This is a genomic window from Plantactinospora sp. BC1, from assembly GCF_003030345.1.
Lineage (GTDB): Bacteria > Actinomycetota > Actinomycetes > Mycobacteriales > Micromonosporaceae > Plantactinospora.
Genome location: NZ_CP028158.1, coordinates 4,684,603 through 4,709,433, shown reverse-complemented (window position 1 = coordinate 4,709,433; position 24,831 = coordinate 4,684,603). Strand labels below are relative to the sequence as shown.

Below are 24,831 nucleotides of genomic sequence, written 5' to 3'. Positions count from 1 at the left end.
ACCGGTCGAGCGTCCCCGGAGGGCACCGTGCCTCCGGGCGACCGGTCGGCTCCTCGACTTTCGCGGGGGTCTGGCTGGCGACGGCGATGGAGGTTGTGCGTGAGTTGGCTCGACCGGGTCGGTGACCGGGCCGAGGAGTTGAGACACGCCCGTTCCCTGATGGAGAGCAGCCGCTCCGCCGAGGCGTGCCTGGTCTTCGAACGCGTGCTCGACACCACCGACGACCCGTACTCCCGGGCCGAGGCGTTGCTCCAGCGACTCTCCGCGATCCTCAACCTGGGCCGCACCGCCGAGTACACCCGGGCGGTGGAGCAGGCGTTCGACGCCGCCCGGGACCTGCCCGACCCCTACCTGCACGGCCACCTGCACGCGCTGGCCGCGCTGGCCGCGCACAACCAGGGCGCGCTGGACCGCTGCGTCACCCACCTGGTCCGGGGCGCCCGGGCGCTCGGCTCGGTGGACGAGCCCGACCGGGAGACCGCCTGGGGCTGGCACGACCTGGCGATGGCCTACTCCTACCTCGGCTTCCACGGCTACGCGCTCGGCGCCATCGAGCGGGCCCGCCGGCTGGGGCTGGCCGTCGGCATCCCCGAGGAGACCTTCGCCGCACCCGGCATCCGGCTGCGCAACGCGGTCGCGCTGGACCACCACGGGGACAGCGACGGCTGCCTCCGGGTGCTCAGGGACGTCGGCGCCGACCTGGAACGCTTCGTCGGGGCCGGCACGGCGGGCCGGTTGCGGCCGAGCGGCCGGGCGGCGTACGGGTACGCGCTCGCCCGGCGGGCTGCCCTCGGCGCCACGACCGGCCGGTCGGCCGTACCCGAACTCGACCCCGACCGGCTGCTCCGCGACGGCGGGGACAGCGCGCGTACCCGGGACATGCGGCAGCTCGGCGGGGCGTGCCTGGCGATCGCCGCCGGCCGGCCCGCCGAGGCGCTGGCCCGGCTGGAGACGGTGCACGTCTCGGCCGAGACGCTGGGCGCGGCCGAGCACGCCCGGCTCTCCAGCCTGGCGTACGCCGGGGTCGGCGACCACGCGGCGGCGCACCGGGCCGACCGGTACGCGTTCCGGCTGGCGACCCAGCGCAACGACCGGCTCCGGGACGTCTACGTCGACGGCATCGCGGCCCGGATCGAGCACGAGGAGATGCGCCGGGAGGCGGTCCGGCACGAGGGCGAGGCGCTGACCGACCCGCTCACCGGGCTGCCGAACCGCCGCCGGTTGGAGCGGTACGTTGCCGGGATGGCCGGCCGGGGCGAACGGGCCGTGATCGGGGTCTGCGACCTCGACGGTTTCCGGGCGGTGAACACCGCGCACGGCCGGCACTGCGGCGACCTGGTGCTGCAACGGATCGCCGGAGTGATCAACCGGGTGATGCGGCGCGGCGACTTCGTGGCCCGGTACGGCGGCGACGAGTTCGTGGTGGTGCTGCCCGGCGCCGGGATGGCCGAGGCGGGTGAGGTGGGCCGGCGGATCAGCGCGGCGGTCGCCGCCGAGGACTGGGAGTCGATCGTCCCCGGCATCCGGGTCGGGGTGAGCGTCGGCTTCGCCGAGGTGCACGGCTCGGGCGCCGGGCCACGGGACGCGCTGCGCGCCGCCTTCGAGCTGGCCGCCGGGGAGCGACCGCAGGCCGCGACCGGGCCGGCGACGGCACGCTGAGCGGGTGCCGGCGGCGCCACCGGGCGCGGCTCAGCGGCGGGACAGCTCCGTCTCGCCGGCCAGCCGGGCCGAGCGGTCCGCCTCGGCGAGCGCGTCGAGCACCCCGTCCAGCTCACCGGCGAGCGCCAGGTCGAGGTTGTACGCCGTGTAGCCGATCCGGTGGTCGGTGATCCGGTTCTGCGGGAAGTTGTACGTCCGGATCCGCTCGGAGCGGTCGACGGTACGCACCTGGGAGCGGCGGGCGTCCGAGGCGGCGGCGTCGGCCTGCTCCTGCGCGTTGGCCAGCAGCCGGGCCCGGAGGATCCGCATCGCCTGTTCCCGGTTCTGCAACTGGGACTTCTCGTTCTGGCAGGAGACCACGATCCCGGTCGGCAGGTGGGTGATCCGCACCGCCGAGTCGGTGGTGTTCACCGACTGGCCGCCCGGCCCGGAGGAGCGGAACACGTCGATCCGCAACTCGTTCGGGTCGATGGTGACGTCGACGTCCTCGGCCTCCGGCAGCACCAGTACGCCGGCCGCGCTGGTGTGGATCCGCCCCTGCGACTCGGTGACCGGCACCCGCTGCACCCGGTGTACGCCGCCCTCCCACTTGAGCCGGGACCAGACCCCGTTGCCGCCCTCCGGTACCCCCTTGGCCTTGACCGCGAGCGAGACGTCCTTTACCCCGCCCAGGTCGGAGTCCTGCGCGTCGAGCACCTCGGTCGCCCAGCCGTGCCGTTCGGCGTAGCGCAGGTACATCCGGAGCAGGTCACCGGCGAAGAGCGCGGACTCCTCGCCGCCCTCGCCCGCCTTGATCTCCAGGATCACGTCCTTGGCGTCGTGCGGGTCGCGCGGGATCAGCAGCTCGGCGAGCCGGCCCTCCAGCGCGGGCAGCGTCTCGGCCAGCGACTCCGCCTCGGCCGCGAACGACGGCTCCTCGGCGGCGAGTTCGCGGGCGGCGGCGAGGTCGGCCCGGGCCTGCTCCAGCTCACCGGCGGCCTTGTGCAGCGGGGTCAGCTCGGCGAACCGTCGGCCCACCCGGCGGGCGGTGGCCTGGTCGGCGTGGATCGCCGGGTCGGCGAGGCGCCGTTCCAGCTCCGCGTACTCGTCGAGGAGCCGGGCCAGCCGGTCGCCGCTCATGCTCGTACTCCCTCTGCTCCGAACGCGGATGGTGGAAGGGACCGGGAAACGGCACGACGGCGCCCGCCCCCGGCGACGAACCGGAGGCGGGCGCCGTCGACGCGGCTACTTGCCCTTTTTGGCCTGAACCTTGGCGTACTTCTGCTGGAACTTGGCGACCCGGCCGGCGGTGTCGAGCACGCGCTGCTTGCCGGTGTAGAACGGGTGGCAGGCGCTGCAGGTCTCGACGTGGATCGAGCCGCCCTTCGCCGTGCTGCGGGTCGTGAAGGTGTTGCCGCACGAGCAGGTGACCTCGGTGGACACGTACTCGGGGTGGATGTTGGGCTTCATGTCGCCTCGGTCCTTTCGTGGGTGGTCGCCGGGTCGCCCTCGGCATCCGTCAGCCACGCCACGACACGGGTGTCGCGGAGCGATGGCGGACTCGGGCGGGAACCGGAACCGGTGGCCGACTGACCAGTGTGCCATGCCGGCTGGGCCGGCCCGAAATCGGGCTGCACACGTGATCCGTGACGGTTAACGTCACTGCTCCCTCTCGCATTCCCACCCCGCCGGAAGGCACACCCGTGGTCACCCCCGCGTCCGATTCCGCCCTGCTCGCCCCGGTCACCCGGCTCGCCGACGTCGTCGACCCGGCGGCGCTGGCCGCCGCGCTCGCCGACGGCCACGTCCGGGTCCAACGGCATCCGGAGCGACCGCTCGCGATCTACAACTACACCGAGGCGTGCACCTACGGCGGAATCTGGACACCGGTGACGGTCGCCTGTCGAGGGCTGATCGTGGACGAGTCGACCGAGGTGGTCGTGGCGCGGCCGTACCCGAAGTTCTTCAACCACGACCAGCCCGGCGCACCGGCGCTCCGGCCGGACGCACCGGCGGTGATCACGGACAAGGCCGACGGGAGCCTCGGCGTGCTGTACCCGGACGGCGTCGGCTTCGCGGTCGCCACCCGGGGCTCGTTCGCCTCCGACCAGGCCCGGCACGCCACCGCCGTGCTCCGCTCCCGCTACCCCGACTTCACCCCGCCGCCGGGGCGGACCGTGCTGGTCGAGATCGTCTACCCGGCGAACCGGATCGTGTTGGACTACGGCGGTCTGGACGACCTGGTGCTGCTCGGCACGGTGGAGATCGCCAGCGGGCGGAGTTCCGGTCCGGAGGCGGTGCCGGACTGGCCCGGTCCGGTGGTCGAGCGGCTGCCGCACCGCACCCTGGCCGAGGCGCTGGCCGCGCCCGCCCGGGACGGTCGGGAGGGGCTGGTGGTGCACTGGCCGGACAGCGACCAGCGGGTCAAGATCAAATATCCGGAGTACGTCCGGTTGCACCGGCTCACCTTCGGGCTCAACGCCCGGCTGGTCTGGGAGTACCTCGTCACCGGGCAGGACCTCGCGGCCCGGGTCGCGCCGCTGCCGGACGAGTTCCACCGCTGGGTCGACTCCGTCGTGGCCGACCTGACCGCGACCGTCGAGGCCCGGGCCGCGAAGATCGAGCAGGCGTACGGTGAGATCGTGGCCGAACTGCCCGCCGGATGGAGCCGACGCGACTTCGCCGAGCGGGCCGCCCGGCACCCGGAGCGCAGTTTCCTCTTCCTGCGCCTCGACGGCCGCGACTACCGTCCTCACCTCTGGCAGCAGGCCCGCCCGCCGGTCGAGTGGACGCCACAGCAGGCCGGGTGAACCCCCGACGTGCGGCCGCGAAGGATCATGATGGGTGCCGGGCGGAGCGAGGAGAGAGCATGACCCGACTGATCGTCACCCGCGGGCTGCCGGCCTCCGGGAAGACCACCTTCGCCCGGAAGCTGCAACCCGGCGTCGTCCGGGTCAACCGCGACGACCTGCGCCGGATGCTGCACGGCGAGCGGCTCTTCACCCAGTGGGCCGAGGGCCAGGTTACCGTCGTGCAGCGGGCCCAGGTCGAGGCGCTGCTCCGGGCGGGCGCGGACGTCTGCGTCGACGACACCAACCTGCGGTCCCGGACCGTGCGGGACTGGGCGCAGCTAGCCGCCCGGTTCGGCGCCGCCTTCGAGGTGCACGACTTCACCGACGTACCGGTGGACGAGTGCGTCCGCCGCGACGCCGAGCGACCCGAGCAGGACCGGGTCGGCGAGGAGGCAATCCGGCGACTGCACGAGCGCTACCTGGCCGGACGGGCCCTGCCGCTGCCGGTACCGACCGTCGAGCCGGGCGGGCCGGCGGCCGTCTACACCCCGCCGTCGGACGAGGTGCCGGAGATCGTACTGGTGGACATCGACGGCACGGTGGCGCTGATGGCGGGGCGCAGCCCGTACGACATGACCCGGGTCGGCGAGGACCTGCCCAACACCGCCGTCATCTCGGCGGTCCGGGCCATGCACGCGGCCGGCTACGGGGTGGTCTTCTGCACCGGACGGGACGCCTCCTGCCGGGAGCAGACGCAGCGGTGGCTGGCCGAGCACGTCGACGTGCCGTACCTGGCGCTGCACATGCGGGCCGTCGGCGACCAGCGCCGCGACTCGGTGGTCAAGCGGGAGATCTTCGACCGGGAGATCCGCGACCGCTACCGGGTGGTCGGGGTCTTCGACGACCGGATGCAGGTGGTCAAGATGTGGCGCGGCCTCGGCCTGACCGTCTTCCAGGTCGCCGAGGGCGACTTCTAGCCCGCAGTCCCGGTGCATCGGGTCGTCGACCTGGACGTCAGAGGCGCTACCCGGCGTCGGTAGCGCCTCTGACGTCCAGGTCGAGCCCGCGCGCCGCACGTGGCCCGATCCCGGTCGGACCCGGCGGATGGCGCGGCATCCGCAGGGCGGGTGGCGCGGCATCCGCAGGGCGGGTGGCGCGGCATCCGCAGGGCGGGTGCGTCGGGCTGGCGGCGGTGCCGCGCCGAACTAGCGGCGGGTGAGCGGGATGGTGGCCCGGGCGGTCGCCCCGTTGACGGTGACGGCGAGTTGGACAGCGTCGCCGGAACGCAGCCCGGTCAGCCGGCCGGTGGCCGGGTCGAACCAGGCGGCGTGCCACGGCCGCAGGCCGCGCACCGGTCCGATGTGCAGGTTCGCCGATCCGGACCAGTCGGCCGAGAGCGGAGCGGCGACCGGTACCTGCCGACCGCCGGGCTGGGTCACCGTGGCGGTGACCGGGACCGCCGAACCGGCCGGCAGGGTCGCCGGGGCGGCCAGGGTCAGCCGGTCCACGTGCGCCCGGGTCTGCGCGCTCACCCACTCCGGCCCCTCGGCCAGCGGGTCGCGCCGGGCCGCCGCCGCCTCGGCCGGGCTGACCGGGTCGACCCCGAACATCGTCCAGCCGCTGAACCCGCCCAGGTGCGGCGCGGTCGACGGGTTCTTGCCGGCGTTGCCGTTGATCAGGTACGGCACCCCGTCGACCCGTTCGGCGGAGAAGCTGCCGACGTGCGCGCCGACGAAGAGTGCGCCCTTGCCGGTCTCGCGCTGGAACTCGGCGAGCCACCGCTCCAGCAGTGCCGCCTCCTTGCGGTCGCCGAGCTGGCTCGCCCTGGCCGGTGTCGGGTCCCGGGGCGCGTGGTGCTCCACCAGCACCACCGAGCCGACGGCCGGGTCCCGGGCCGCACCGTCCAGGGCGGTACGCAGCGCGAGTACCTGCCCGAAGCCGCCGCCGCGCAGGCTGCCGGTGGAGGTGTCCAGGGTGACGAACCGGGTCCGGGTGCCGCCCCGGCGCGGGCTGTGGTCGAAGACCCGGTACGTCTCGCCGAAGACCGACCGGAAGTTCGTGATCGGGGCACCCATGATCTCGTGGTTCCCCGGCACGTAGTGGTACGGCAGCGTACCGCCCAACTCCTCGTCCAGGATCCGTTTGGCCAGCGCGAAGTCCTCCGGATAGGCGGTGTCCACGAAGTCCCCGTTGATCACCAGGAAGTCCGGCCGGGCGGCCTTCACCTCGCGGAGCGTACGGCGGGCCTGGGCGACCAGGTCGCTGTCCGGGTTCGCCGCCACGAACTGCGCGTCGGAGAGGACGGCGAAGCGCCAGGGCGCCCGGTCGACGGTGCCGTCGGTCAGCACCACCCGGTCGGTACGGAGCGGCTCGGCCGGCACCTCCACCTCGGCGGGTACCCGGGCGACGATGTCGTCGATCACCACCTCCCCGGTGTACGCCGCCGCCGCGTCGGTCTCGGCGACGTAGAACCGGCGGATCCGCACCGGATAGACCACTCCGGCCGGTACGGCGAGTTCGACGTACCGCCAGCCGGTCCAGTCCAGGTAGGGGCCGCGCAGTACGTGCTGCTGGTCGAGCGCGTCGTGCAGGTGCAGGCTGGGCCACTCGCCGTTCCCGTTGGCGTGGATCCACATCCCGAACGACTGCGGCTGCCCGGCCACCGGGATGTACGCGGGCGGGTCGGCGTACGCGGCGCGGGTGCCGGTGGACTGGCCGAAGTCGTACGCCAGCTTCAGGCCGGTGCCGGTGCGGCCCGGCACCGGGGTCGCCGAGCCGGTGGCCCGGGCGGCGCTGAACCGCCAGCTCGCCGCGTCGTCGAACATCGCCACCGGTACGTCGGTGAGCCCGACCGTCACCGGCAGCACGGTGCTGGCCGCGCCGACCCGTACCGTCACCAGCCCGGCACCACTGTCCACTCTGGCCTTCACCGCGAGGGTGCCGTCGGCGGCCGGGGTGACCTCCAGCAGCTCCCGGTCGTAGTCCAGGCGCAGGTCGGCCGCGTCGATCGGCGCGGTGTTCCCCTCGGCGTCGTAGCCGACCACGCCGAACGACCCGGTGCCGCCCGCGCCGGCCAGCCCGACCCGGTCCACCGTGCCGTCGATCCGGGCCAGCGGGCCGAGCACGGTCAGCGGCAGTGCACCCTTCGCCCGGCCCCGGGACGCGGTCACGGTCACCTCACCGGACCGGCGGGCCCGGAAGACTCCGGCGGAGTCGACCGTGCCCCGGGACGACGGTTCGGCCCGCCAGCCCGGCGCGCCGGCCGCCGGGCCGTAGGTCTCGTCGTAGCCGGCCGCCGCGAGCCGCCGGGTCAGCCCGGGAAAGACCCGGTCCGGGCGTCCGCCGCGCACCGGCCCGACGCCCGGCGCCGCCACCGGGTCGAGCAGGGTCTTCACCCAGTACGCCCGGAGCCGCCCGCTCCCCTGCGGCGCGTACAGCGCCAGCCCGTTCGGCACCGGCCGCTCGGAGCCGTCCGACGGGCTGTTCTCGACCCGGACAGCCGGCTGGCCGGGCTCCCGGGCGAGCAGCGTCGACGAGCCTCCGCCGTCGAGGTTGAGCGCGTCGTGCGCGCCGAGTTCGGCCATCATCCGGCCCAGTTCGGTCAGGGTCACGCCCCGGCTGTCCGCCTGCCGTCCGTCCACTGTGAGCAGGAACATCTTCCGGCCGTCGGCGGAGAACCCGACCGCGGTCCGGGGTTCGGGGTTCACGTCGCCGATCTCCTGCGGCACCCCGTCCCGGACCAGTACCCGGTTGCCGCCGATCGCGGTGCGCAGCGTGCTGCCGTCGGAGGGCTTCGGCGCGTACCGGAGGTCGACCGGGTCGCCGGGACGGAGCGCGGCGAGCGCGTCGGCGCCGGCCTCCCGGCCGAGCAGTACCGTCGTGCCGGCCGGGATCGGGCCGCTGCCGGCGGCGGGGGTGACGGTCGCGACCCGGCCGCCGACCAGGGTGACCTCGCTGACCCGGGTGGCGCCCTCGACGGCCCGGGTCCGGGGGTACGAGCCCCAGAGCGGGGTGAAGACGCCGATGCCGCCGGCCGCGACCATGTTGTTGAACTGGGTCAGCGTCACCGCTCCGGCCGGCAGCGTGGCGGTGCCGTCGAAGTGCACCTGGACCACCCGACCCACGCCCTCGGCGGTCACCCCGACCGCCTCGTGGTGCCCGGCGACCGGCGACTGGACCAGCTCACCGGCCCGGATGCCGATGCCCTGGGCCGCGCCGGAGTTGTTGATGTCGAAGAAGTCGCCGTTGACCGCGGCCACCGCACCGGCCCGGTCGACCGCCCGGCGCAGCGGTTCGGCCCTGGTGACCTCGCCGGAGTTGACGTAGTCGACGCCGACCCCGCCGGCCAGGTCGGCGGTGAGCGCGTCGGCCCGGAGCCAGCCGTTGGCGTCGTACCGGTCGAATGAGGTCAGGTCGAGGCCGGGGGCGACCGGCCGGGTCCGGGTGTCGGTGACGATCCCGTCGGTGGCGGCGGCCGGGACCGGCGCGGACGACGGCGCCGGATACGACGAGGCGGCCGGGGCCTCCTCCGGTGCGGTGCCGACGGCCGGTACCGGCCGGGACGGCGCGGACACCGGTTCGGCGTACGCCGGGACCGGCCCGGCGAGGGTGAGGGACGGCACCAGGAGCAGCAGCCCGGCGAGGCGGGCGGATCGGCGGCGGGTCACCATGCCCGGTAGTCAACCCGACGACGTATAGAAGTTTCAATAGTTGCCGGTTGAACCGAAGGAAAATTCCATCAACCGCGGTCGGCGGGATATCCGGCGCCGAGGACGTGCTCCCGGCCCCAGGCGCCGAGCGGTTCCAGCGCCGCGTTCAGCGAGACGCCGAGCGGGGTCAGCGAATATTCCACCCGGGGCGGCACCTCCTCGTACACCTCGCGGTGCACGATGCCGTCCGCCTCCAGCTCCCGCAGGTGCGAGGCGAGCACCTTCTCGGTCACCCCCGGCACCAGCCGGCGCAGCTCACCGAAGCGGCACACCTGCTCGCCGAGGGCCCAGAGGATCAGCACCTTCCACTTGCCGCCGACCACGGCCATCGCCGCGTCGATCCCGCAGACGTACGCCCCGGGCGCTCCCGGTCGCCGTACCGTCGGCATCGCCACCCCCTCCCAACAGCTCACTAACCCCGGGGTAACCACCCACTTCGCTGTGCGTACTTGAGCGGTCCGCGGGCGGCGGCAAGTCTACGAGCATGGAAGAGAACACCGCCGCCGTGCAGACCCCACTGACCCTGCTCGGGCTCGGTGCCATGGGTACCGCACTCGCCCGCGCCTGGCTCGCCGCCGGACACCCGCTGACCGTCTGGAACCGCACCGCCGCCCGAGCCGAACCGCTCGGCGCCGAGGGCGCCACCGTCGCCCGCACCGCCGCCGAGGCGGTGGCCGCGAACCGACTCGTGGTGGCCTGCCTGCTCGACGACGCCTCGGTCCGGCAGACCCTGGCCGACACCGACCTGACCGGCCGCGACCTGGTCAACCTCAGCACCAGCACACCCGGCCAGGCCCGCGCCCTCGCCGACTGGGCGCAGCGGCGCGGCGCCCGGTTCGTCGACGGCGGGATCATGGCGGTACCCCCGATGATCGGCGTCGAGGGGTCCGGTGGCTACGTCTTCTACAGCGGCTCCACCGACCTCTTCGAGACCCACCGGGACGTACTGGCCGTACCGGCCGGCACCCGGTACGTCGGCGCGGATCCCGGCTTCGCCGCGCTGCACGACGTGGCACTGCTCAGCGCGATGACCGGGATGTTCGCCGGGGTCGCGCACGCCTTCGCGCTGATCCGCCGGGAGGAGATCCCGCCGAGGGACTTCGCCCCGCTGCTGGAGGGCTGGCTCACCGGGATGGCCCCGTTCGTGCGCCTGACCGCGGCACAACTGGCCAGCGGCGACTACGTCACCGGTACCGGGTCGAACCTCGCGATGATGGTGGCCGCGAACGAGACGCTGCTGAACACGGCCCGGGAGCAGGGGGTCGGCACGGAACTGCTGACGCCGTACCTGGACCTGATGGCCCGCCGACTCGCCGACGGGCACGGCGCGGAGAGCGACACGGGCGTGATCGACCTGCTGCTCCGCTGAACCGGCCCGGAAACGCACAGTGGGGCCCGGCCGAACTCGGCCGGGCCCCACCAACGTGCCCTTGAGGATCTCGCCGGGTGTTACTCCCCCGGCGTCGACTTCGCGATCTGCATCAGGAACTCGATGTTGGTCCGGGACTGCTTGAGCCGGTCCAGCAGGAGGTCCAGCGCGGCCTGCGAGTCGAGCGAGTGCAGCACCTTGCGCAGCTTGTGCGTGATGGCCAACTCCTCCGGGGCCAGCAGGATCTCCTCCTTACGGGTGCCGGAGGTGTGGATGTCGATGGCCGGGAAGACCCGCTTGTCGGCGATCTTCCGGTCCAGCTTCAGCTCCGCGTTGCCGGTGCCCTTGAACTCCTCGAAGATGACCGTGTCCATCACGGACCCGGTCTCCACCAGCGCGGTGGCGAGGATGGTCAGCGAGCCGCCGTTCTCGATGTTCCGCGCCGCGCCCAGGAACCGCTTCGGCGGGTAGAGCGCGGTGGAGTCGATACCGCCGGACATGATCCGACCACTGGCCGGCGCCGCCAGGTTGTACGACCGGCCGAGCCGGGTCACCGAGTCGAGCAGTACGACCACGTCGTGGCCCAGCTCGACCAGGCGCTTGGCCCGCTCGATCGCCAGCTCGGCGACCGTGGTGTGGTCCTGCGGCGGACGGTCGAAGGTGGCCGCGACAACCTCGCCCTTGACCGAGCGCTGCATGTCGGTGACCTCTTCGGGCCGCTCGTCGACGAGCACGACCATCAGGTGGCACTCGGGGTTGTTGTGGGTGATCGCGTTGGCGATCGCCTGCAACACCATGGTCTTACCGGCCTTCGGCGGCGACATGATGAGCGCCCGCTGACCCTTGCCGATCGGCGTCACCAGGTCGATGACCCGGGTGGTCAGGATGTGCGGCTCGGTCTCCAACCGGAGCCGCTCCTGCGGGTAGAGCGGGGTCAACTTGTAGAACTCGGGACGCCGCTTCGCCTCGTCCGGGTCCATCCCGTTGATGGTGTCGAGCCGGACCAGCGGGTTGTACTTGTCCCGCCGCTGCTCGCCGTCCCGGGCCGCGCGTACCGCACCGGTGACCGCGTCACCGCGGCGCAGGCCGTACTTCTTGACCTGGGACATCGACACGTAGACGTCGTTCGGGCCGGAGAGGTAGCCGGTGGTCCGGACGAAGGCGTAGTTGTCGAGCACGTCGATGATGCCGGCCACCGGTACGAGGACGTCGTCCTCGTTGACCTGAGGCTCCCGGCCGCCGCCGCTCTCGCCGTTCTCCGCCCGCTCGCCCCGGCCCCGACGCCGGTCACGGAAGCGGCTCCGCCGGCTGCGCCGGCCGCCGCCCTCGCCGTCGTCGTCGCCGTCGCTGTCCCGGTCCCGATCCCTGTCCCGGTCCGTCGAACGGTCCCGGTCCGCCGAGCGCTGTCCACGGTCGTTGCGCGACTCGCCACGCTCGCCCCGGTCACCCCGCTCGTTGCGGTCCCGGCCGTTGCGCGACTCGCCCCGGTCCGCGCGGTCGCCGCGCTCGCCACCGTCGGTCCGCTCGGCACCGTCGGTCCGCTCCGCGCGGTCACCGCGCTCGGCCCGCTCCGCGCGGTCACCGCGCTCGGCCCGCTCCGGACGCTCGTTCCGCTCGTTGCGCTCCGTCGGCGCCGCGGTCTCCACCTCGGCGGTGGCGGCAGCGGTCCGGCTGGACCGGCGGGACGTCCGGGTCCGACCCTCGCCGCCAGCGGCGGCGGGCACCTGCTCGGCGGCCCGACGCTCACCGTCCGGCCGGTCGGCGCTGTCCCGCACCTCGGCCCGGACCTCTTCGCGAGCCGGCGCGGCAGCGGCCGACACCTCGGCACGCGGGCGCGGCGCGCCGCCGCCCGTGCTGTTGGTGGCACCAGCCTGCCGTTCCGAGATGGCGGCGATCAGCTCGCCCTTGCGCATCCGGGCCGTACCGGAGATGCCGAGCGACGCGGCCAGGCTCTGCAACTCTGGCAGCAGCATCGCCGACAGCCCGGTGCCGGTCCGCCGACGACGGGTGGCGCCGGTGGTGGCTTCGCCAGCGACGTTGGAAACATCCGACGTCACGTCGGTGGTGTCGCTCAATGGATTCCTTCCCTCGATAAGGCCGGGGCTGCCCGTGGCCCGAAGTGCTGGCTGGCCGGGCGGCCTCGGTACACCCGTCTCGCTTGACGCGTCACGGGAGTCTGTAACACAGCAGCCGGTTGGTTTCCCGACCCACCAACATCGGTGGGCAGGTCTCGCCGCCTGCGGCGACCTGTGGAAACTGCGGTGCGGCGTAGACCTAGGCAGGGGTGAGACGGGCTGACCGCCGAGAGCTTCGGGGGTGCACCGACCCGCAGGAGTCGCATTGCTTCGCGGCTGTGCTAAGTCTAGAGCGTAATCAACTCTTCCGACCTGCGGCAACAGGGCCCCGCTCGGCGTGTCCCAGTCTACCCCCATCGACCCGGGCGCCGGCTACGTCTATGGGCAACCTTTGCGCGGTCCAACCCATTCCCGCCTCGAATTTCTCCTCGCCGCTGCTCAGCACGAGAATCGACGGCCCCGCCCCACTGACCACAGCCGGCACACCAGCCGCACGCAACTGCGCCAACCGGGCGGCGGTGCCCGGCATTCCGGCCGCCCGGTAGTGCTGGTGCAGCCGGTCCTCGGTCGCCTCGAAGAGCAGCGCCGGATCGGTGGTCAGGGCGTGCACCAGCAGCGCGGCCCGGCCGGCGTTGCGGGCCGCGTCGACGTGCGGCACCGTCGCCGGCAGCGCCGCGCGGGCGGTCGCGGTCAGCCCGCGCTCCTCGGGTACGAAGACCGTGGCCCGGACCTGCGGCGCCACCGGCAACCGGACCGCGCGGGCCGGACCGCCCGACTCGGTCCAGGCGATGGTGAACCCGCCGAGCAGGCACGGCGCGACATTGTCCGGATGTCCCTCCAGCTCCGCCGCCAGCCGCAGTGCCGCCGCGTCGTCGAGCCGCCGCATGCCGTCCTCGACCAGCGCCCTGGCCAGTTGGATCCCGGCGACGATCGCCGCGGACGATGAGCCCAGGCCGCGCGCCTGCGGGATCCGGTTGACGCACTCCACGGCCAGCCCCGGCGGTTGACCCCCGAGTGCGTCGAAACCGGCCCGCATGGCCCGGACGACCAGATGGTCGTCGCCGGTCGGCAGCTCTCCGGCCCCCTGCCCGGTCACCTCGACCCGACAGCCGCCCGCCGTCGTCCGGGCGCTGACGTCGTCGTAGAGCGCCAGCGCCAGACCGAGCGCGTCGAAGCCCGGACCGAGGTTGGCGCTGGTCGCCGGCACCCGGACCCGGACCGGTTCGGAAACGAAGGTCGGCCGCATCGGCTCATGCTAGGCGGCCAGGCCGCGGTGCCGGGGCCGGCGTCCGGGCCCTGGGACGTCACCGACCCTTCCCGGTGCCCGGCCGGGTCGGTCACGCCGACTCGGAGTCGTCCGGCTCCGCCGGTGAGCCAGCCGGGTCGGCATCCGCCGGATCGGCGCCCCGGGTCGGTCTGCCCGCCCGGCCGGCCGAACGCAGGGCCAGCCGGAGGGCGTACTCGATCTGGGCGTTGACGCTGCGGATGTCGTCCGCGGCCCACCGAGCGACCGCCTCGTAGACCTGCGGGTCGAGCCGGAGCAGGAGTTTCTTGCGTTCCGCCATGGGAGCGGGAACCTAGCTGTAGAGGGAACCGGTGTTCACCACCGGCTGGGCGGCCCGGTCACCGCAGAGCACGACGAGCAGGTTCGCCACCATCTGCGCCTTCCGTTCCTCGTCCAGCTCGACCACGTGCTCCTCGCGCAGCCGTTCCAGCGCGTTGGAGACCATGCCGACGGCCCCTTCGACGATCTTGAACCGGGCACCCACGATCGCACTCGCCTGCTGGCGGGCCAGCATCGCCTGGGCGATCTCCGGGGCGTACGCCAGGTGGGTGATCCGGGACTCCAGCACCTCCACGCCGGCCAGCTCGACCCGTTCGCGCAGCTCGGAGGTCAACTCGTCGCTGACCACGGCGCTGTCCCGCAGGCTCGCCCGACCCGAGTCGTGCGCCTCGTACGGGTAGCTGGTGGCGAGGTGCCGGACGGCCGCCTCGGACTGCACGGCGACGTACTCGACGTGGTCGTCGACCGCGAAGGCGGCCCGGGCGGAGTCGACCACCTGCCACACGACGACGGCGGCGATCTCCACCGGGTTGCCGTCGGCGTCGGAGACCTTCAGTCGGGCGGTCTCGAAGTTGCGTACCCGCAGGGTGACCTTCTGCCGTGCGGTGAGCGGCCAGGTCCAGTGCAGGCCCGCCTGCCGGATGGTGCCCACGTAGCGGCCGAAGAACTGCACCACCTGGGCCTCGTTCGGGTTGACCACGGTGTATCCGGTGGCCACCAGCGCGGCCAGTACGGCGTAGCCGACGGTGACCACCGTGATCCGCAGGTCGACACCCGGTTCGCCGAGCACCGACGCGATGCTGGCGATCCCGACGGCGGCCAGGACCAGCATGACCGCGGTGGGGATGAACCCGGAGATCCGGAAGGCAGCTCGTTCCATGACATCTCCTTGATAGCGAGGTGATATCACGAGGATATCGAACGCATGCCCACGCGTCGACCCCCGGCCCTGGCCGGCGGAACATCGGAACAGCAGAGTCGGAGTCGACCCGGCGCGACCGCGCCCGGCGGAACCTCGGACCTCGTCAGGGCAGCCGGGTCTGGTCCTCCGCGGCACCCCGGCCGCGCTGCGAGAACGAGTAGCTGAGCACCCGCGTCCACTGGAGCAGACCCCTCGGCCGCAGCTCCGAGCCGCGCCGACCGTCCGGGTCGAAGGCGAGCGCCGCGTCGACCTCCTCGGGCAGTCGGGTACCGAGGACGATCCGGCCGAAGGCGCGCCACGGGCCGCCCCAGCCGGCCGCCAGCAGCTCGAGCCGGGCCTCGCCACGGGCGGCGACCTCGGCCACCTCGTCGAGGGACGATCCCAGCGGACGGTCGGCCCGGGCCAGCAGGTAGGCCCGGCGACCGCCGAACCGGTACGCCAGCAGGCTCCCGTACGGCCCGGCGAAGTCGCGGTGCGGCAGCGGCAGGTGCCGGAGCAGCGGCGGTCGGCTGCTGCCGGAGAGCAGCAGGTCGAAGGGGCCGTCGGGGGTGTGCAGCCGGACGCCGAGCCCGAGCAGGTCGGGCCAGCCCTGCGGGGTCGGGGTGCCCCGGGAGAGCCGCACGGTCCCCGGGTACCGGCCGGAGCCGCCGGCCAGGCCGTCGGCGAGCGGCCCCCACAGCTCGACCTCGCCGGTGAAGGAGAGCCCGCGCGGGTGCAGCAGCCGGCCGCCCCGCCAGCGCGCGAGGCGGCTCGACACCGCTACGTCCATCGTCTCGATGCCCCACCCATACCCCGCCACCCCGCGCCTGAACCCGCCGGCTCGCACCCCGGCCACCTCCGGGACGTAGTGCCGCCCGAAGTGGCCCGAGCACGCCGGTAGGCGGCGGTCACGCCCGGGAGGGGGCGGGTTCCGGGCCCTGGTCGTCGGTGGGGTCGAGGCGGCGGGTGGCGACCCACCAGCCGAGCGCGTACACCAGGGTGGTGAGGCCGCAGCCGGCCAGCACCACCCGCTGGTCGACGTGGTCCACCACGCCGGCCACCACGAGCTGGCTGAGCGCGATCGCCACCGTCGCCAGCATCATGTCGGTGGCGAAGACGCGGCCCCGCAGCCGGTCCGGCACCTCGGCCTGCAACGCGTAGTTGGACATCACCCAGTTGCTGCCACCGGCCAGGTGCGCGACGAAGACCAGGACCAGCACCAGCGGGAACCACCGGGTCACCGACACCCCGAGGTAGCCGAGCCCGTACAGCGACATCGACAGGGCGAGGCCGGTGAAGAGCCAGGACCGGTGCTTCAGTACCCGGCGCATCAGCAGTGGGCCGACGAGCGCGCCGGCACCGCGTACCGCGAAGAGCAGGCCGGTGCCGATCGGGCCCACCCCGTAGAGGGTGGCCAGCAGCGGAAAGACGGTCAGCACCCCGTTGCCGAGGCCGACCGCGCTCTTCACGGTGACCAGGGCCAGCACCCGGGGACGGTGCCCGATGTAGCGCGCCGCCTCGCCGAGCGCCGCCCACGGGTGCGGCGCCGGCAGGGCGTGGTCGCGCGGCTGCTGCATCGGGCGGCGGATCAGCAGGGTCAGCCCGGCGGCCACCGCCAGGCCGACCACGGCCACCCAGAAACAGGCGTACGGCCCGACGGCGGCGGTCAGCACACCACCGAGGGACGCCCCGACGATGCTCATCGTGCCCCACGCCGAACCGGCGATCGCGTTGGCGCCGGCGAGGTCCTCCGGGTCGACCACGTTCGGCAGCGCGGCCGAGGCGGCCGGCGAGTAGAACGCCTTGGCCACCGCCACCGCGCCGACCGCGACCAGCGCCAGCCAGGCGGTGCCGGAGTCGCGTACCCCGAGCAGCAGCACGATCGCGGCCAGCGCGGTCAGGTTCGAGGCGATCAGGATCCGCTTGCGGTCCAGCCGGTCCGCGACGGTGCCGGCGTACGGCAGCAGCAGGGCGAGGATGCTGTTGTCGGCGGCGAGCACCAGGGCTCCCCACACCCCGCTGCCGGTCAGCTCCGGCAGGAGCACCAGCAGCGGCACCATCACGAACCAGTCGGCCCCGAAGACCACGAGTTCGGCGCTGAAGAGTCGGCGGAAGTCCCGGTTCCGGGTAAGGACTGAAACGGCAGACGACACGTACCGGGACCCTACCCGGCCGTACCTCGGACCTCGCGCACGGAGCGGGACCGGTCCCGGGTGGCGGTATCCGGGCCACCCGGGATCGGTCCCTCGTCGTGTCGCGGGCCGGCGGTCAGTCCTCCGTCGGCGGCAGCGGCGACCGGCGGCTCTTCGGCAGCCGGAGTACCTCGAACTGGTCGGTACCGTCCACCAGCGCGCCCGACGGACGGGCCGGCACCGGCCCCGGCGACCCGCCGCCCGGTGCGCCGACAGCGGCACCCGCCGGCACCGGCTCGCCGGCCGGTACGTCCGGGCCGGCCGCCTCGTCGGCACCCGCCGTCCCCGCCCCGGACCGGCGGCGCCGGATCCGCTCCTTGGTGTTCTCCACCATCGTGTAGAGGGTCGGCACCAGCACCAGGGTGAGCAGCGTCGAGCTGATCAGGCCGCCGATCACCACGATGGCCAGCGGCTGCGAGATGAACCCGCCCTCACCGGTCAGGCCGAGCGCCATCGGCAGCAGGGCGAAGATGGTCGCGATCGCGGTCATCAGGATGGGCCGCAGCCGACGCCGGCCGCCCTCGACCACCGCCTCGACCACGCCCATCCCCCGGGCCCGGTACTGGTTGATCAGGTCCATCAGCACGATCGCGTTGGTCACCACGATGCCGACCAGCATCAGCACACCGATCAGCGCCGGTACGCCCAGCGGAGTGTCGGTGGCCAGCAGCAGGCCGATCGCTCCGGTCGCCGCGAACGGGATGGAGACCAGCAGGATCAGCGGCTGGAGCAGGCTGCCGAAGGTGGCGACCATGATCACGAAGACGATCGCGATCGCGGCGAGTACCGCCAGCCCCAGGTCGGCGAAGGCCTCCTGCTGCTCGGCGCTGACGCCACCGATCTCGAAGGTCGCCCCCGGCACCTCGATCCCGTCCAGCTTCTCCCGCAGCGCGGTGGTGGTGGCACCCAGGTTGGAGCCGGTCGACGTACCGCTGACCGTCACGCTGCGCTCGCCGTCGATCCGGGTCACCGCGAGCGGGCCCTGCACCTCGGTCACCTCGGCGATGTCGTCCAGCTTCACCACCCCGGCCGGGCCGGGCGGCCCCACCGGCAGCGCCCGCAGCGCCTCGATCCCGGCGGGCGGCTGCCCGGTACGCAGCACCACGTCCTGCTGCCGGCCGTCCAGTGACACCTGGCCGAGCGGGCTGCCCCGGAACTGCTGCGCGACGAGCTGCCCGACGGCCGCCTCGGAGAGTCCGAGCCGGGCGGCGGCGGCCCGGTCCACCTTGACGTCGATCCGGGGGGCGCTGTCGGCCAGGCTGCTGCGTACGTCGGTGACGTCCGCCACCTCCGACATCGCCTTGCCGACCTGCTCGCTCGCCCGGGCCAGCACCTCCTGGTCGGCGGCGCGGACGATCACCTGGATCTCGTTCACCGAACCGCCGCCCGGCCCGCCGGCCCCGCCGAAGCTGAGTTCGCCGGCCCCGGTCAGCTTGTCGAACTCGGTCCGGAGCGACTCCTGGACCTGCCCGGCGTCGGCCTCCTCGTCCAGCGCCACGGAGAAGCTCGCCTCGTTGGCGCCGCCGCCCCCGCCGAACGGGTTGCCGCCGCCCCCGCCCACGGTCACCTGGTACGACTTCACCCCGTCGGCGTCGGCCAGCACCCGCTCGACCTGCTTGGCGGCGGCGTCGGTGGCGGTCAGGCTGCTGCCGACCGGCAACTCCTGGCTGATGCTCAGGGTGTCCTGCCCGGAGTCGTCCAGGAAGTTCGTCTCCAGCCGGGTGGCCAGGCCGAAGGTGCCGAGCAGCACCACCAGGCCGAGGCCGACGGTGAGCCAGCGCCGCCGGGTCGCGAACCGGATCACCGGCAGGTACCCGCGTTGCAGTGGGCTGCGCAGCTCCTTCTCCTCGGCCGCCCGTCGCACCGCCTCCTCGGTCGCGCCACCGTTCGCCGGCCGGAGGAACCAGTACGCCAGCACCGGGATGATGGTCAGCGAGACCAGCAGCGAGGCGAGCAGCGCCACCGTGACGGTGATCGCGAACGGCGCGAAGAGCTGCCCGACGAAGCCGCCGACCAGCACGATCGGGGTGAAGACGGCGACCGTGGTCAGGGTGGACGCGACCACCGCGCCGGCCACCTCGCGTACCCCGCCGAGGATGGCGGTGCGCTTCTCCTCGCCGTACCCGAGATGTCGTTTGATGTTCTCCAGCACGACGATGGAGTCGTCGACCACCCGGCCGACCGCGATGGTCAGCGCGCCGAGGGTGAGCAGGTTGAGCGAGTAGTCGCCGACCCAGAGCGCGATCAGGGCCACCAGCACCGACAGCGGGATGGAGACCGCGGTGACCAGGGTCGAGCGGATCGAGAGCAGGAAGACCAGGATCACGAGTACGGCCATGACCAGGCCGAGCAGGCCCTCGGTGGTCAGGCTCTCGATCGACTTCTCGACGAACGGCGCCTGGTCGAAGACGACGCTGAGGGTGGCGCCGGAGGCGGTGGAGAGGTCGGCGAGCCGGTCCCGGATGTCGTGCGAGATCCGCACCGCGTTGCCGTCCGGGCTGGCGGTGACCATGATGCCGAGGCTGTCCGTGCCGTCGGTCCGGGTGAACGAGGTCGGCGCGGCGAGCTGCTGCCGCACGGTCGCCACGTCGCCGAGCCGGACCGGCTGGCCGCCGGCCCGCCCGGTCAGGAAGACCCCGGCGAGTTCCTCGACCGAGCCGATCTGGCCGCCGACCTGGACCGTCCGGGTCTGGTCCGCCTCGGTCAGCGCCCCGGCCGGGATGGTCACGCCGTTGGCCCGCAGCGCCTCGCCGATCGCGGTCGGCGCGACGCCGGACGCGGCCAGCTTCGCCGGGTCGGGGGTGATCACGATCTGCTCGTCGCGGGCGCCGGTCACCTCGACGGTACGGACGCCGTCGATCGACTCCAGCTCCGGCACGACGGTCTCGGCGAGCTTCTCCGCCAGGGCCCGCTCGTCACCGTTGCCGGCCGCCGCGAGTACCACCGCCGGCAGGTCGTCGGTGCTGCCGGCGATCACCTGCGGCTCGACGTTCTCCGGCAGCGAGAGCCGGTTCAGCGCGGTCTGCATCTTGTTGACCGCGTCGTCGAGGTCGGTGCCGAACTCGTACTCGACCTGGAGGGTGGCGCTGCCCTCCTGGGAGGTGGAGGTGACCTTGGTCAGCCCGGCGATCCCCTGGATGCTGTTCTCGATCGGCTCGGCGACCTGCTCCTCCACGACCTCCGGCCCGGCGCCCGGGTACGGCGCGACGATGAAGGCCGCCGGGAACTCCAGCGAGGGCAGGAGCTGCTGCTTCAGCGACGGTACGGCGTACACGCCGAACCCTGTGATCACGATCGCGATGAGCGCGACAAGTCCTCGGTTGGCGAGACTGAGTCTGGCGAGGAACGACATCAGCGGCTCTACTCCTGTTATCGGGTTGGCGCGAGAACTGTGATCACGCGAGTTCCGACTCGGCGCGGCAGGGAAAGTCTGCCTGATCCGGAACTCCACCCCGGCGTCGGGGCGCTGGCCGCAGCCTGCGGGGCGACCGGGCCGGACGACAACTCCGGCTCAGCCATCTCTCAGCAGCTCCACGCCCGACGGGTCGTCCGGCCGGCCCTGGAACGGCACCCGTCCCGCACCGGCGGGCAGGGCCGCGCCCCGGCTCAGGCCAAATCGAGGGCGCGGGCGGCGGTCGGCACGTCGTTGCGGATGGTGATCGGCGACGGGGCGGTCGAGATCGCCCACTCGGGGTCCTTGAGGCCGTGCCCGGTGACCGTGCAGACCACGGTGGAGCCGCTCGGCACCCGCCCCTCGGCCGCCTGTTGCAGCAGCCCGGCGACGCTGGCCGCGCTGGCCAGCTCGACGAAGACCCCCACCTCGCGGGCGAGCAGCCGGTACGCCGAGAGGATCTCCCGGTCGGTCACCGCCGAGATCAGCCCGCCGGAGGCGTCCCGGGCGTCCACCGCCTTGGTCCAGCTCGCCGGGTTGCCGATCCGGATCGCGGTGGCGATGGTCGAGGGCTCGCGGACCGCCTCGCCGGTGACGATCGGGGCGGCGCCGGAGGCCTGGAAGCCGTACATCTTCGGGCGGCGGGTGGCGTTGCCCTGCTCGGCCTCCTCCGAGTAGCCCATCCAGTAGGCGGTGATGTTGCCGGCGTTGCCGACCGGCAGGCAGTGGATGTCGGGAGCGTCGCCGAGCGCCGAGACGATCTCGAAGGCCGCGGTCTTCTGCCCGTGCAGCCGGTAGATGTTGACCGAGTTGACCAGGGCCACCGGATAGTCCGTGGCGAGCTTGGCGGCGAGTGCCAGGCAGTCGTCGAAGTTGCCGTTGATCTGGAGCAGCTTGGCGCCGTGCACCAGCGCCTGAGCCATCTTGCCCAGCGCGATCTTGCCCTGCGGCACCAGCACCGCGCAGGTGAGCCCGGCCCGGGCCGCGTACGCCGCCGCCGAGGCGCTGGTGTTGCCGGTGGAGGCGCAGATGATCGCCTTGTTGCCGGCCTCGACCGCCCGGGAGACCGCCAGCGTCATGCCCCGGTCCTTGAACGAACCGGTCGGGTTGGCGCCCTCCACCTTGAGATAGACGTCACAGCCGAGCCGTGCCGAGAGCACCGGGGCGGGCAGCAGCGGGGTGTTCCCCTCGTTGAGGGTGATCACCGGCGTGGCCTCGCTGACCGGCAGCCGGTCCCGGTACGCCTCGATCAAGCCCCGCCACATCTCGCTCTCCTCGCGTCGCGGTCTGGCCCGCCGGCCGGCGGCGGGCATCTCCTCCACGGTGACCCAGCGTTGCCGACGGGCTGCACCCGCACCACCCGCTAACCATCTGGCGGGACGTGACCGATCAGGCGGTACGCCCCGGTTACCGGTCGCCGACCTGCCCGGTCACCGGTCGCCGCCCTCGACCCGGAGCACGCTGGCGATCGAGCGGACGATGTCGAGCCGGCGCAGCTCGTCGACGGTGGCGGCGAGCGCGGCGTCCGGTGCGGCGTGCGTGACGATGACCAGGATCGCGTCGCCGCCCCGGCGCACCGGTCCGGCCGCCCCGTCCGGCGGAGCCGCCGGAGCGGGCGCCTGCCGCACGGTGGCGATCGACACGTCGTGCCGGGCGAAGACCCCGGCGACCGCGGCGAGCACCCCCGGTCGGTCGGCCACGTCGAGGCTGATGTGGTAGCGGGTGATCGCCTCACCCATCGGCCGGATCGGCAGCGCGGCGTACGCCGACTCGCTCGGTGCGCGTACCCCGGCCAGGTGGTTGCGGGCCGCCGCGACGACGTCGCCGAGTACGGCGCTGGCGGTCGGCGCTCCCCCGGCGCCGCGCCCGTAGAACATCAGCTCACCGGCGGCGTCGGCCTCGACGAAGACCGCGTTGAAGGCGTCGCCGACGCTGGCCAGCGGATGGCCGACCGGGATCATCGCCGGGTGCACCCGGACGCTGACCGACTCGGCGCCGGCCGAGTCCGGCCCCCGGGAGGCGATGCAGAGCAGCTTGATGGTGCAGCCCATCGCCTTGGCGCTGGCCACGTCGGCGGCGGTGACCTCGGTGATGCCCTCCCGGTGCACGTCGGCGGCGGTGACCCGGGTGTGGAAGGCCAGCGAGGCCAGGATCGCGGCCTTGGCGGCGGCGTCGAAGCCCTCCACGTCGGCGGTCGGGTCGGCCTCCGCGTAGCCCAGCTCGGTCGCCTCGTCCAGCGCCTCGGCGAAGCCGGCGCCGGTGGCGTCCATCGCGGAGAGGATGAAGTTGGTGGTGCCGTTGACGATGCCGGTGACCCGGGTGATCGAGTCGCCGTGCAGCGACTCGCGCAGCGACCGGAGCAGCGGGATGGCGCCGGCCACCGCCGCCTCGTAGTAGAGGTCGGCCCCGCCCTCGGCGGCCGCGTCGTGCAGCGCGCCGCCATCCTCGGCCAGCAGCGCCTTGTTGGCGGTCACCACGCTCTTGCCGGCCCGCAGCGCCTCGACCAGCCAGCTCCGGGCTGGCTCGATCCCGCCGACGACCTCGATCACCAGGTCGATGTCGTCCCGCTTGACCAGGCCGAGCGGGTCGGTGGTGAAGAGCGCCGGGTCGACCGGCAGCTCACCCCGGTCACGGCCGAGCCGGCGTACGGCGATTCCGGCGAGTTCCAGCGGCGCGCCGACCCGCGCGGTCAGGTCGGCGGCCTGCTCGTGCAGGAGGCGTACCACCTCCGCGCCGACGGTGCCGCAACCGAGCAGAGCCAGACGGACCGGTGTCGTCATCCCACATCCAAATTCAGCAGATCGTCTTCGGTCTCCCGCCGGACGATCAGCCGTGCGCGGCCGTCCCGGACCGCCACCACCGGCGGCCGGGGAACATGGTTGTAGTTGCTGGCCATGCTCCGGCAGTAGGCGCCCGTTCCGGGCACCGCGAGAAGATCTCCGGGCTGCACGTCGGCGGGCAGGAATTCATCCTTCACCACCACATCCCCGGCCTCGCAATGCTTTCCCACCACCCGGGCCAGAATCGGCTCGGCGGTCGAGCGCCGGGAGGCGACCGTCGCCGAGTACGACGCGCCGTAGAGCGCGGTACGGATGTTGTCGCTCATTCCGCCGTCGACGCTGACGTACGTCCGGATCCCGTCCACGTCCTTGACCGTGCCGATCTCGTAGAGGGTGAAGACGGCCGGGCCGATGATCGCCCGACCGGGCTCGATCGAGAGCCGGGGCACCGCCAGCCGCAGCCCCTCGCACTCCCCGTCGACGATCTTGTTGAGCCGCTTCGCCAGGTCGTGCGGCGTCGCCGGGTCGTCCTGGGTGGTGTACGCGATGCCGAAGCCGCCGCCGAGGTCCAGCTCCGGCAGCTCCACCCCGCGGGCGTCCCGGATCTGCGCCTGGAGGCCGAGGATCCGCCGGGCGGCCACCTCGAAGCCGCTGGTGTCGAAGATCTGCGAGCCGATGTGCGAGTGCAGCCCGCGCAGGTCGAGCACGTCGGTGTCGAGGATCTGGAAGGCGGCGGCCGCCGCCGCCCCGCCGGCCAGCGAGAAGCCGAACTTCTGGTCCTCGTGCGCGGTGGCGATGAACTCGTGGGTGTGCGCCTCGACTCCGACGGTGACCCGGAGCAGCACCTGGGGCCGGACGCCCCGCTCCCGGGCCAGCGCGGTCAGCCGGTCGATCTCGTGGAACGAGTCGACGACGATCCGGCCCACCCCGGCGTCGACGGCCCGGGCCAGCTCGGCCGGGGACTTGTTGTTGCCGTGGAAGCCGATCCGCTCGGGCGGCATGCCGGCGGAGAGCGCCACCGCCAGCTCGCCGCCGGAGCAGACGTCCAGAAAGAGCCCCTCCTCGGCGATCACCCGCACCACGGCCCGGCAGATGAAGGCCTTGCCGGCGTAGTAGATGTCCTGGTCCGGGAAGGCGGCCCGGAAGTCCCGGCAGCGGGAGCGCAGGTCGTCCTCGTCGAGCACGTAGGCCGGGCTGCCGAACTCCGCCGCCAGTTCGCGGACGCCGAGGCCGGCGACCACGAGGGCACCGTCGGCGTCCCGCGCCACGTTGCGCGGCCACAGTTGCGGCACGAGCGCGTTGACGTCCTCCGGGGTACGCAGCCAGGCCGGCCCCCGGACCCCGAGGTCGCCGTGCAGTGCCCCCGCTTCGTGAGCGCGCATCTGTCGTTTCCCTTCGCTACGCGCGTGTTACCGACCGG

At 73.3% G+C, this 24,831-nt stretch carries 18 protein-coding genes; 4 read left to right on the top strand and 14 right to left on the bottom strand.

Features of this window, described 5'->3' with window-relative positions:
• Positions 1-99 precede the first annotated feature (99 nt).
• Positions 100-1,659, top strand: coding sequence for a GGDEF domain-containing protein (locus tag C6361_RS20600; protein WP_107260465.1), 1,560 nt, complete (start codon positions 100-102; stop codon positions 1,657-1,659).
• A 30-nt stretch (positions 1,660-1,689) separates the two neighbouring features.
• On the opposite strand, the gene prfA is transcribed toward C6361_RS20600, so the two are convergent.
• Together prfA and rpmE are read right to left on the bottom strand one after the other, a co-directional pair.
• The gene (prfA, locus tag C6361_RS20595; RefSeq protein WP_107260467.1) at positions 1,690-2,778 is read right to left on the bottom strand and encodes a peptide chain release factor 1; all 1,089 of its coding nucleotides are present in this window, start codon (positions 2,776-2,778) and stop codon (positions 1,690-1,692) included.
• A 105-nt stretch (positions 2,779-2,883) separates the two neighbouring features.
• Complete coding sequence (gene rpmE / locus C6361_RS20590) at positions 2,884-3,108, bottom strand: 50S ribosomal protein L31 (RefSeq protein WP_107260468.1); 225 nt, start codon at positions 3,106-3,108, stop codon at positions 2,884-2,886.
• A 233-nt stretch (positions 3,109-3,341) separates the two neighbouring features.
• On the opposite strand from rpmE, the gene C6361_RS20585 reads away from it, so the two are divergent.
• Positions 3,342-4,448 carry an RNA ligase gene (locus C6361_RS20585; RefSeq protein WP_234358914.1) on the top strand — a complete coding sequence of 369 codons (1,107 nt, stop codon included), beginning with the start codon at positions 3,342-3,344 and terminating at the stop codon, positions 4,446-4,448.
• A 59-nt stretch (positions 4,449-4,507) separates the two neighbouring features.
• On the top strand, positions 4,508-5,407 hold the full coding sequence (locus C6361_RS20580; RefSeq protein WP_107268702.1) for an AAA family ATPase: 900 nt from the start codon (positions 4,508-4,510) through the stop codon (positions 5,405-5,407).
• Positions 5,408-5,635: 228 nt separating this feature from the next.
• Here the strand turns inward: C6361_RS20580 and C6361_RS20575 are convergent, their stop codons facing one another.
• Both C6361_RS20575 and C6361_RS20570 read right to left on the bottom strand, forming a co-directional pair.
• The gene (locus C6361_RS20575; RefSeq protein WP_107268701.1) at positions 5,636-9,100 is read right to left on the bottom strand and encodes a phosphodiester glycosidase family protein; all 3,465 of its coding nucleotides are present in this window, start codon (positions 9,098-9,100) and stop codon (positions 5,636-5,638) included.
• 68 nt (positions 9,101-9,168) lie between these two features.
• On the bottom strand, positions 9,169-9,528 hold the full coding sequence (locus C6361_RS20570) for a helix-turn-helix domain-containing protein (protein ID WP_107271061.1): 360 nt from the start codon (positions 9,526-9,528) through the stop codon (positions 9,169-9,171).
• A gap of 95 nt (positions 9,529-9,623) precedes the next feature.
• Here C6361_RS20570 and C6361_RS20565 point away from each other — a divergent pair, with 95 nt between their 5' ends.
• Positions 9,624-10,508: an NAD(P)-dependent oxidoreductase gene (locus C6361_RS20565; protein WP_107268700.1), complete on the top strand. Its 885-nt coding sequence runs from the start codon at positions 9,624-9,626 to the stop codon at positions 10,506-10,508.
• 80 nt (positions 10,509-10,588) lie between these two features.
• On the opposite strand, the gene rho is transcribed toward C6361_RS20565, so the two are convergent.
• The 10 genes from rho to lysA form a co-directional block, all read right to left on the bottom strand.
• A complete protein-coding gene (gene rho / locus C6361_RS20560; RefSeq protein ID WP_107268699.1) occupies positions 10,589-12,583 on the bottom strand; it encodes a transcription termination factor Rho in 1,995 nt (664 codons plus the stop codon).
• A 298-nt stretch (positions 12,584-12,881) separates the two neighbouring features.
• Positions 12,882-13,829 (bottom strand): homoserine kinase, encoded by a 948-nt coding sequence (gene thrB, locus C6361_RS20550; RefSeq protein ID WP_107268698.1) that lies wholly within the window; start codon positions 13,827-13,829, stop codon positions 12,882-12,884.
• A 91-nt stretch (positions 13,830-13,920) separates the two neighbouring features.
• The gene (locus tag C6361_RS20545; protein ID WP_107268697.1) at positions 13,921-14,148 is read right to left on the bottom strand and encodes a hypothetical protein; all 228 of its coding nucleotides are present in this window, start codon (positions 14,146-14,148) and stop codon (positions 13,921-13,923) included.
• Between the two features lie 12 nt (positions 14,149-14,160).
• On the bottom strand, positions 14,161-15,027 hold the full coding sequence (locus tag C6361_RS20540) for an SPFH domain-containing protein (protein WP_107260485.1): 867 nt from the start codon (positions 15,025-15,027) through the stop codon (positions 14,161-14,163).
• A 145-nt stretch (positions 15,028-15,172) separates the two neighbouring features.
• Positions 15,173-15,826: a phosphodiesterase gene (locus tag C6361_RS20535; RefSeq protein ID WP_107260487.1), complete on the bottom strand. Its 654-nt coding sequence runs from the start codon at positions 15,824-15,826 to the stop codon at positions 15,173-15,175.
• A gap of 130 nt (positions 15,827-15,956) precedes the next feature.
• Positions 15,957-17,201, bottom strand: a complete 1,245-nt coding sequence (locus C6361_RS20530; RefSeq protein WP_107268696.1) for an MFS transporter — start codon at positions 17,199-17,201, stop codon at positions 15,957-15,959.
• Positions 17,202-17,316: 115 nt separating this feature from the next.
• A complete protein-coding gene (locus C6361_RS20525) occupies positions 17,317-20,592 on the bottom strand; it encodes an efflux RND transporter permease subunit (protein ID WP_107268695.1) in 3,276 nt (1,091 codons plus the stop codon).
• Positions 20,593-20,846: 254 nt separating this feature from the next.
• A complete protein-coding gene (gene thrC, locus C6361_RS20520) occupies positions 20,847-21,896 on the bottom strand; it encodes a threonine synthase (RefSeq protein ID WP_107264213.1) in 1,050 nt (349 codons plus the stop codon).
• A gap of 165 nt (positions 21,897-22,061) precedes the next feature.
• The gene (locus tag C6361_RS20515; protein ID WP_107268694.1) at positions 22,062-23,411 is read right to left on the bottom strand and encodes a homoserine dehydrogenase; all 1,350 of its coding nucleotides are present in this window, start codon (positions 23,409-23,411) and stop codon (positions 22,062-22,064) included.
• Positions 23,408-24,793 (bottom strand): diaminopimelate decarboxylase, encoded by a 1,386-nt coding sequence (gene lysA / locus C6361_RS20510; RefSeq protein ID WP_107268693.1) that lies wholly within the window; start codon positions 24,791-24,793, stop codon positions 23,408-23,410. The genes C6361_RS20515 and lysA overlap by 4 nt, the downstream gene beginning before the upstream one ends.
• Positions 24,794-24,831: the final 38 nt, after the last annotated feature.

Excerpts from the sequence above, each read along its gene's own strand:
- prfA (WP_107260467.1), bottom strand. The coding sequence starts at position 2,778 with ATGAGCGGCGACCGGCTGGCCCGGCTCCTCGACGAGTACGCGGAGCTG.
- lysA (WP_107268693.1), bottom strand. The coding sequence starts at position 24,793 with ATGCGCGCTCACGAAGCGGGGGCACTGCACGGCGACCTCGGGGTCCGG.
- C6361_RS20545 (WP_107268697.1), bottom strand. The coding sequence starts at position 14,148 with ATGGCGGAACGCAAGAAACTCCTGCTCCGGCTCGACCCGCAGGTCTAC.
- C6361_RS20565 (WP_107268700.1), top strand. The coding sequence starts at position 9,624 with ATGGAAGAGAACACCGCCGCCGTGCAGACCCCACTGACCCTGCTCGGG.
- C6361_RS20575 (WP_107268701.1), bottom strand. The coding sequence starts at position 9,100 with ATGGTGACCCGCCGCCGATCCGCCCGCCTCGCCGGGCTGCTGCTCCTG.
- C6361_RS20515 (WP_107268694.1), bottom strand. The coding sequence starts at position 23,411 with ATGACGACACCGGTCCGTCTGGCTCTGCTCGGTTGCGGCACCGTCGGC.
- C6361_RS20580 (WP_107268702.1), top strand. The coding sequence starts at position 4,508 with ATGACCCGACTGATCGTCACCCGCGGGCTGCCGGCCTCCGGGAAGACC.
- C6361_RS20570 (WP_107271061.1), bottom strand. The coding sequence starts at position 9,528 with ATGCCGACGGTACGGCGACCGGGAGCGCCCGGGGCGTACGTCTGCGGG.
- C6361_RS20540 (WP_107260485.1), bottom strand. The coding sequence starts at position 15,027 with ATGGAACGAGCTGCCTTCCGGATCTCCGGGTTCATCCCCACCGCGGTC.
- thrC (WP_107264213.1), bottom strand. The coding sequence starts at position 21,896 with ATGTGGCGGGGCTTGATCGAGGCGTACCGGGACCGGCTGCCGGTCAGC.
- C6361_RS20525 (WP_107268695.1), bottom strand. The coding sequence starts at position 20,592 with ATGTCGTTCCTCGCCAGACTCAGTCTCGCCAACCGAGGACTTGTCGCG.
- rpmE (WP_107260468.1), bottom strand. The coding sequence starts at position 3,108 with ATGAAGCCCAACATCCACCCCGAGTACGTGTCCACCGAGGTCACCTGC.
- thrB (WP_107268698.1), bottom strand. The coding sequence starts at position 13,829 with ATGCGGCCGACCTTCGTTTCCGAACCGGTCCGGGTCCGGGTGCCGGCG.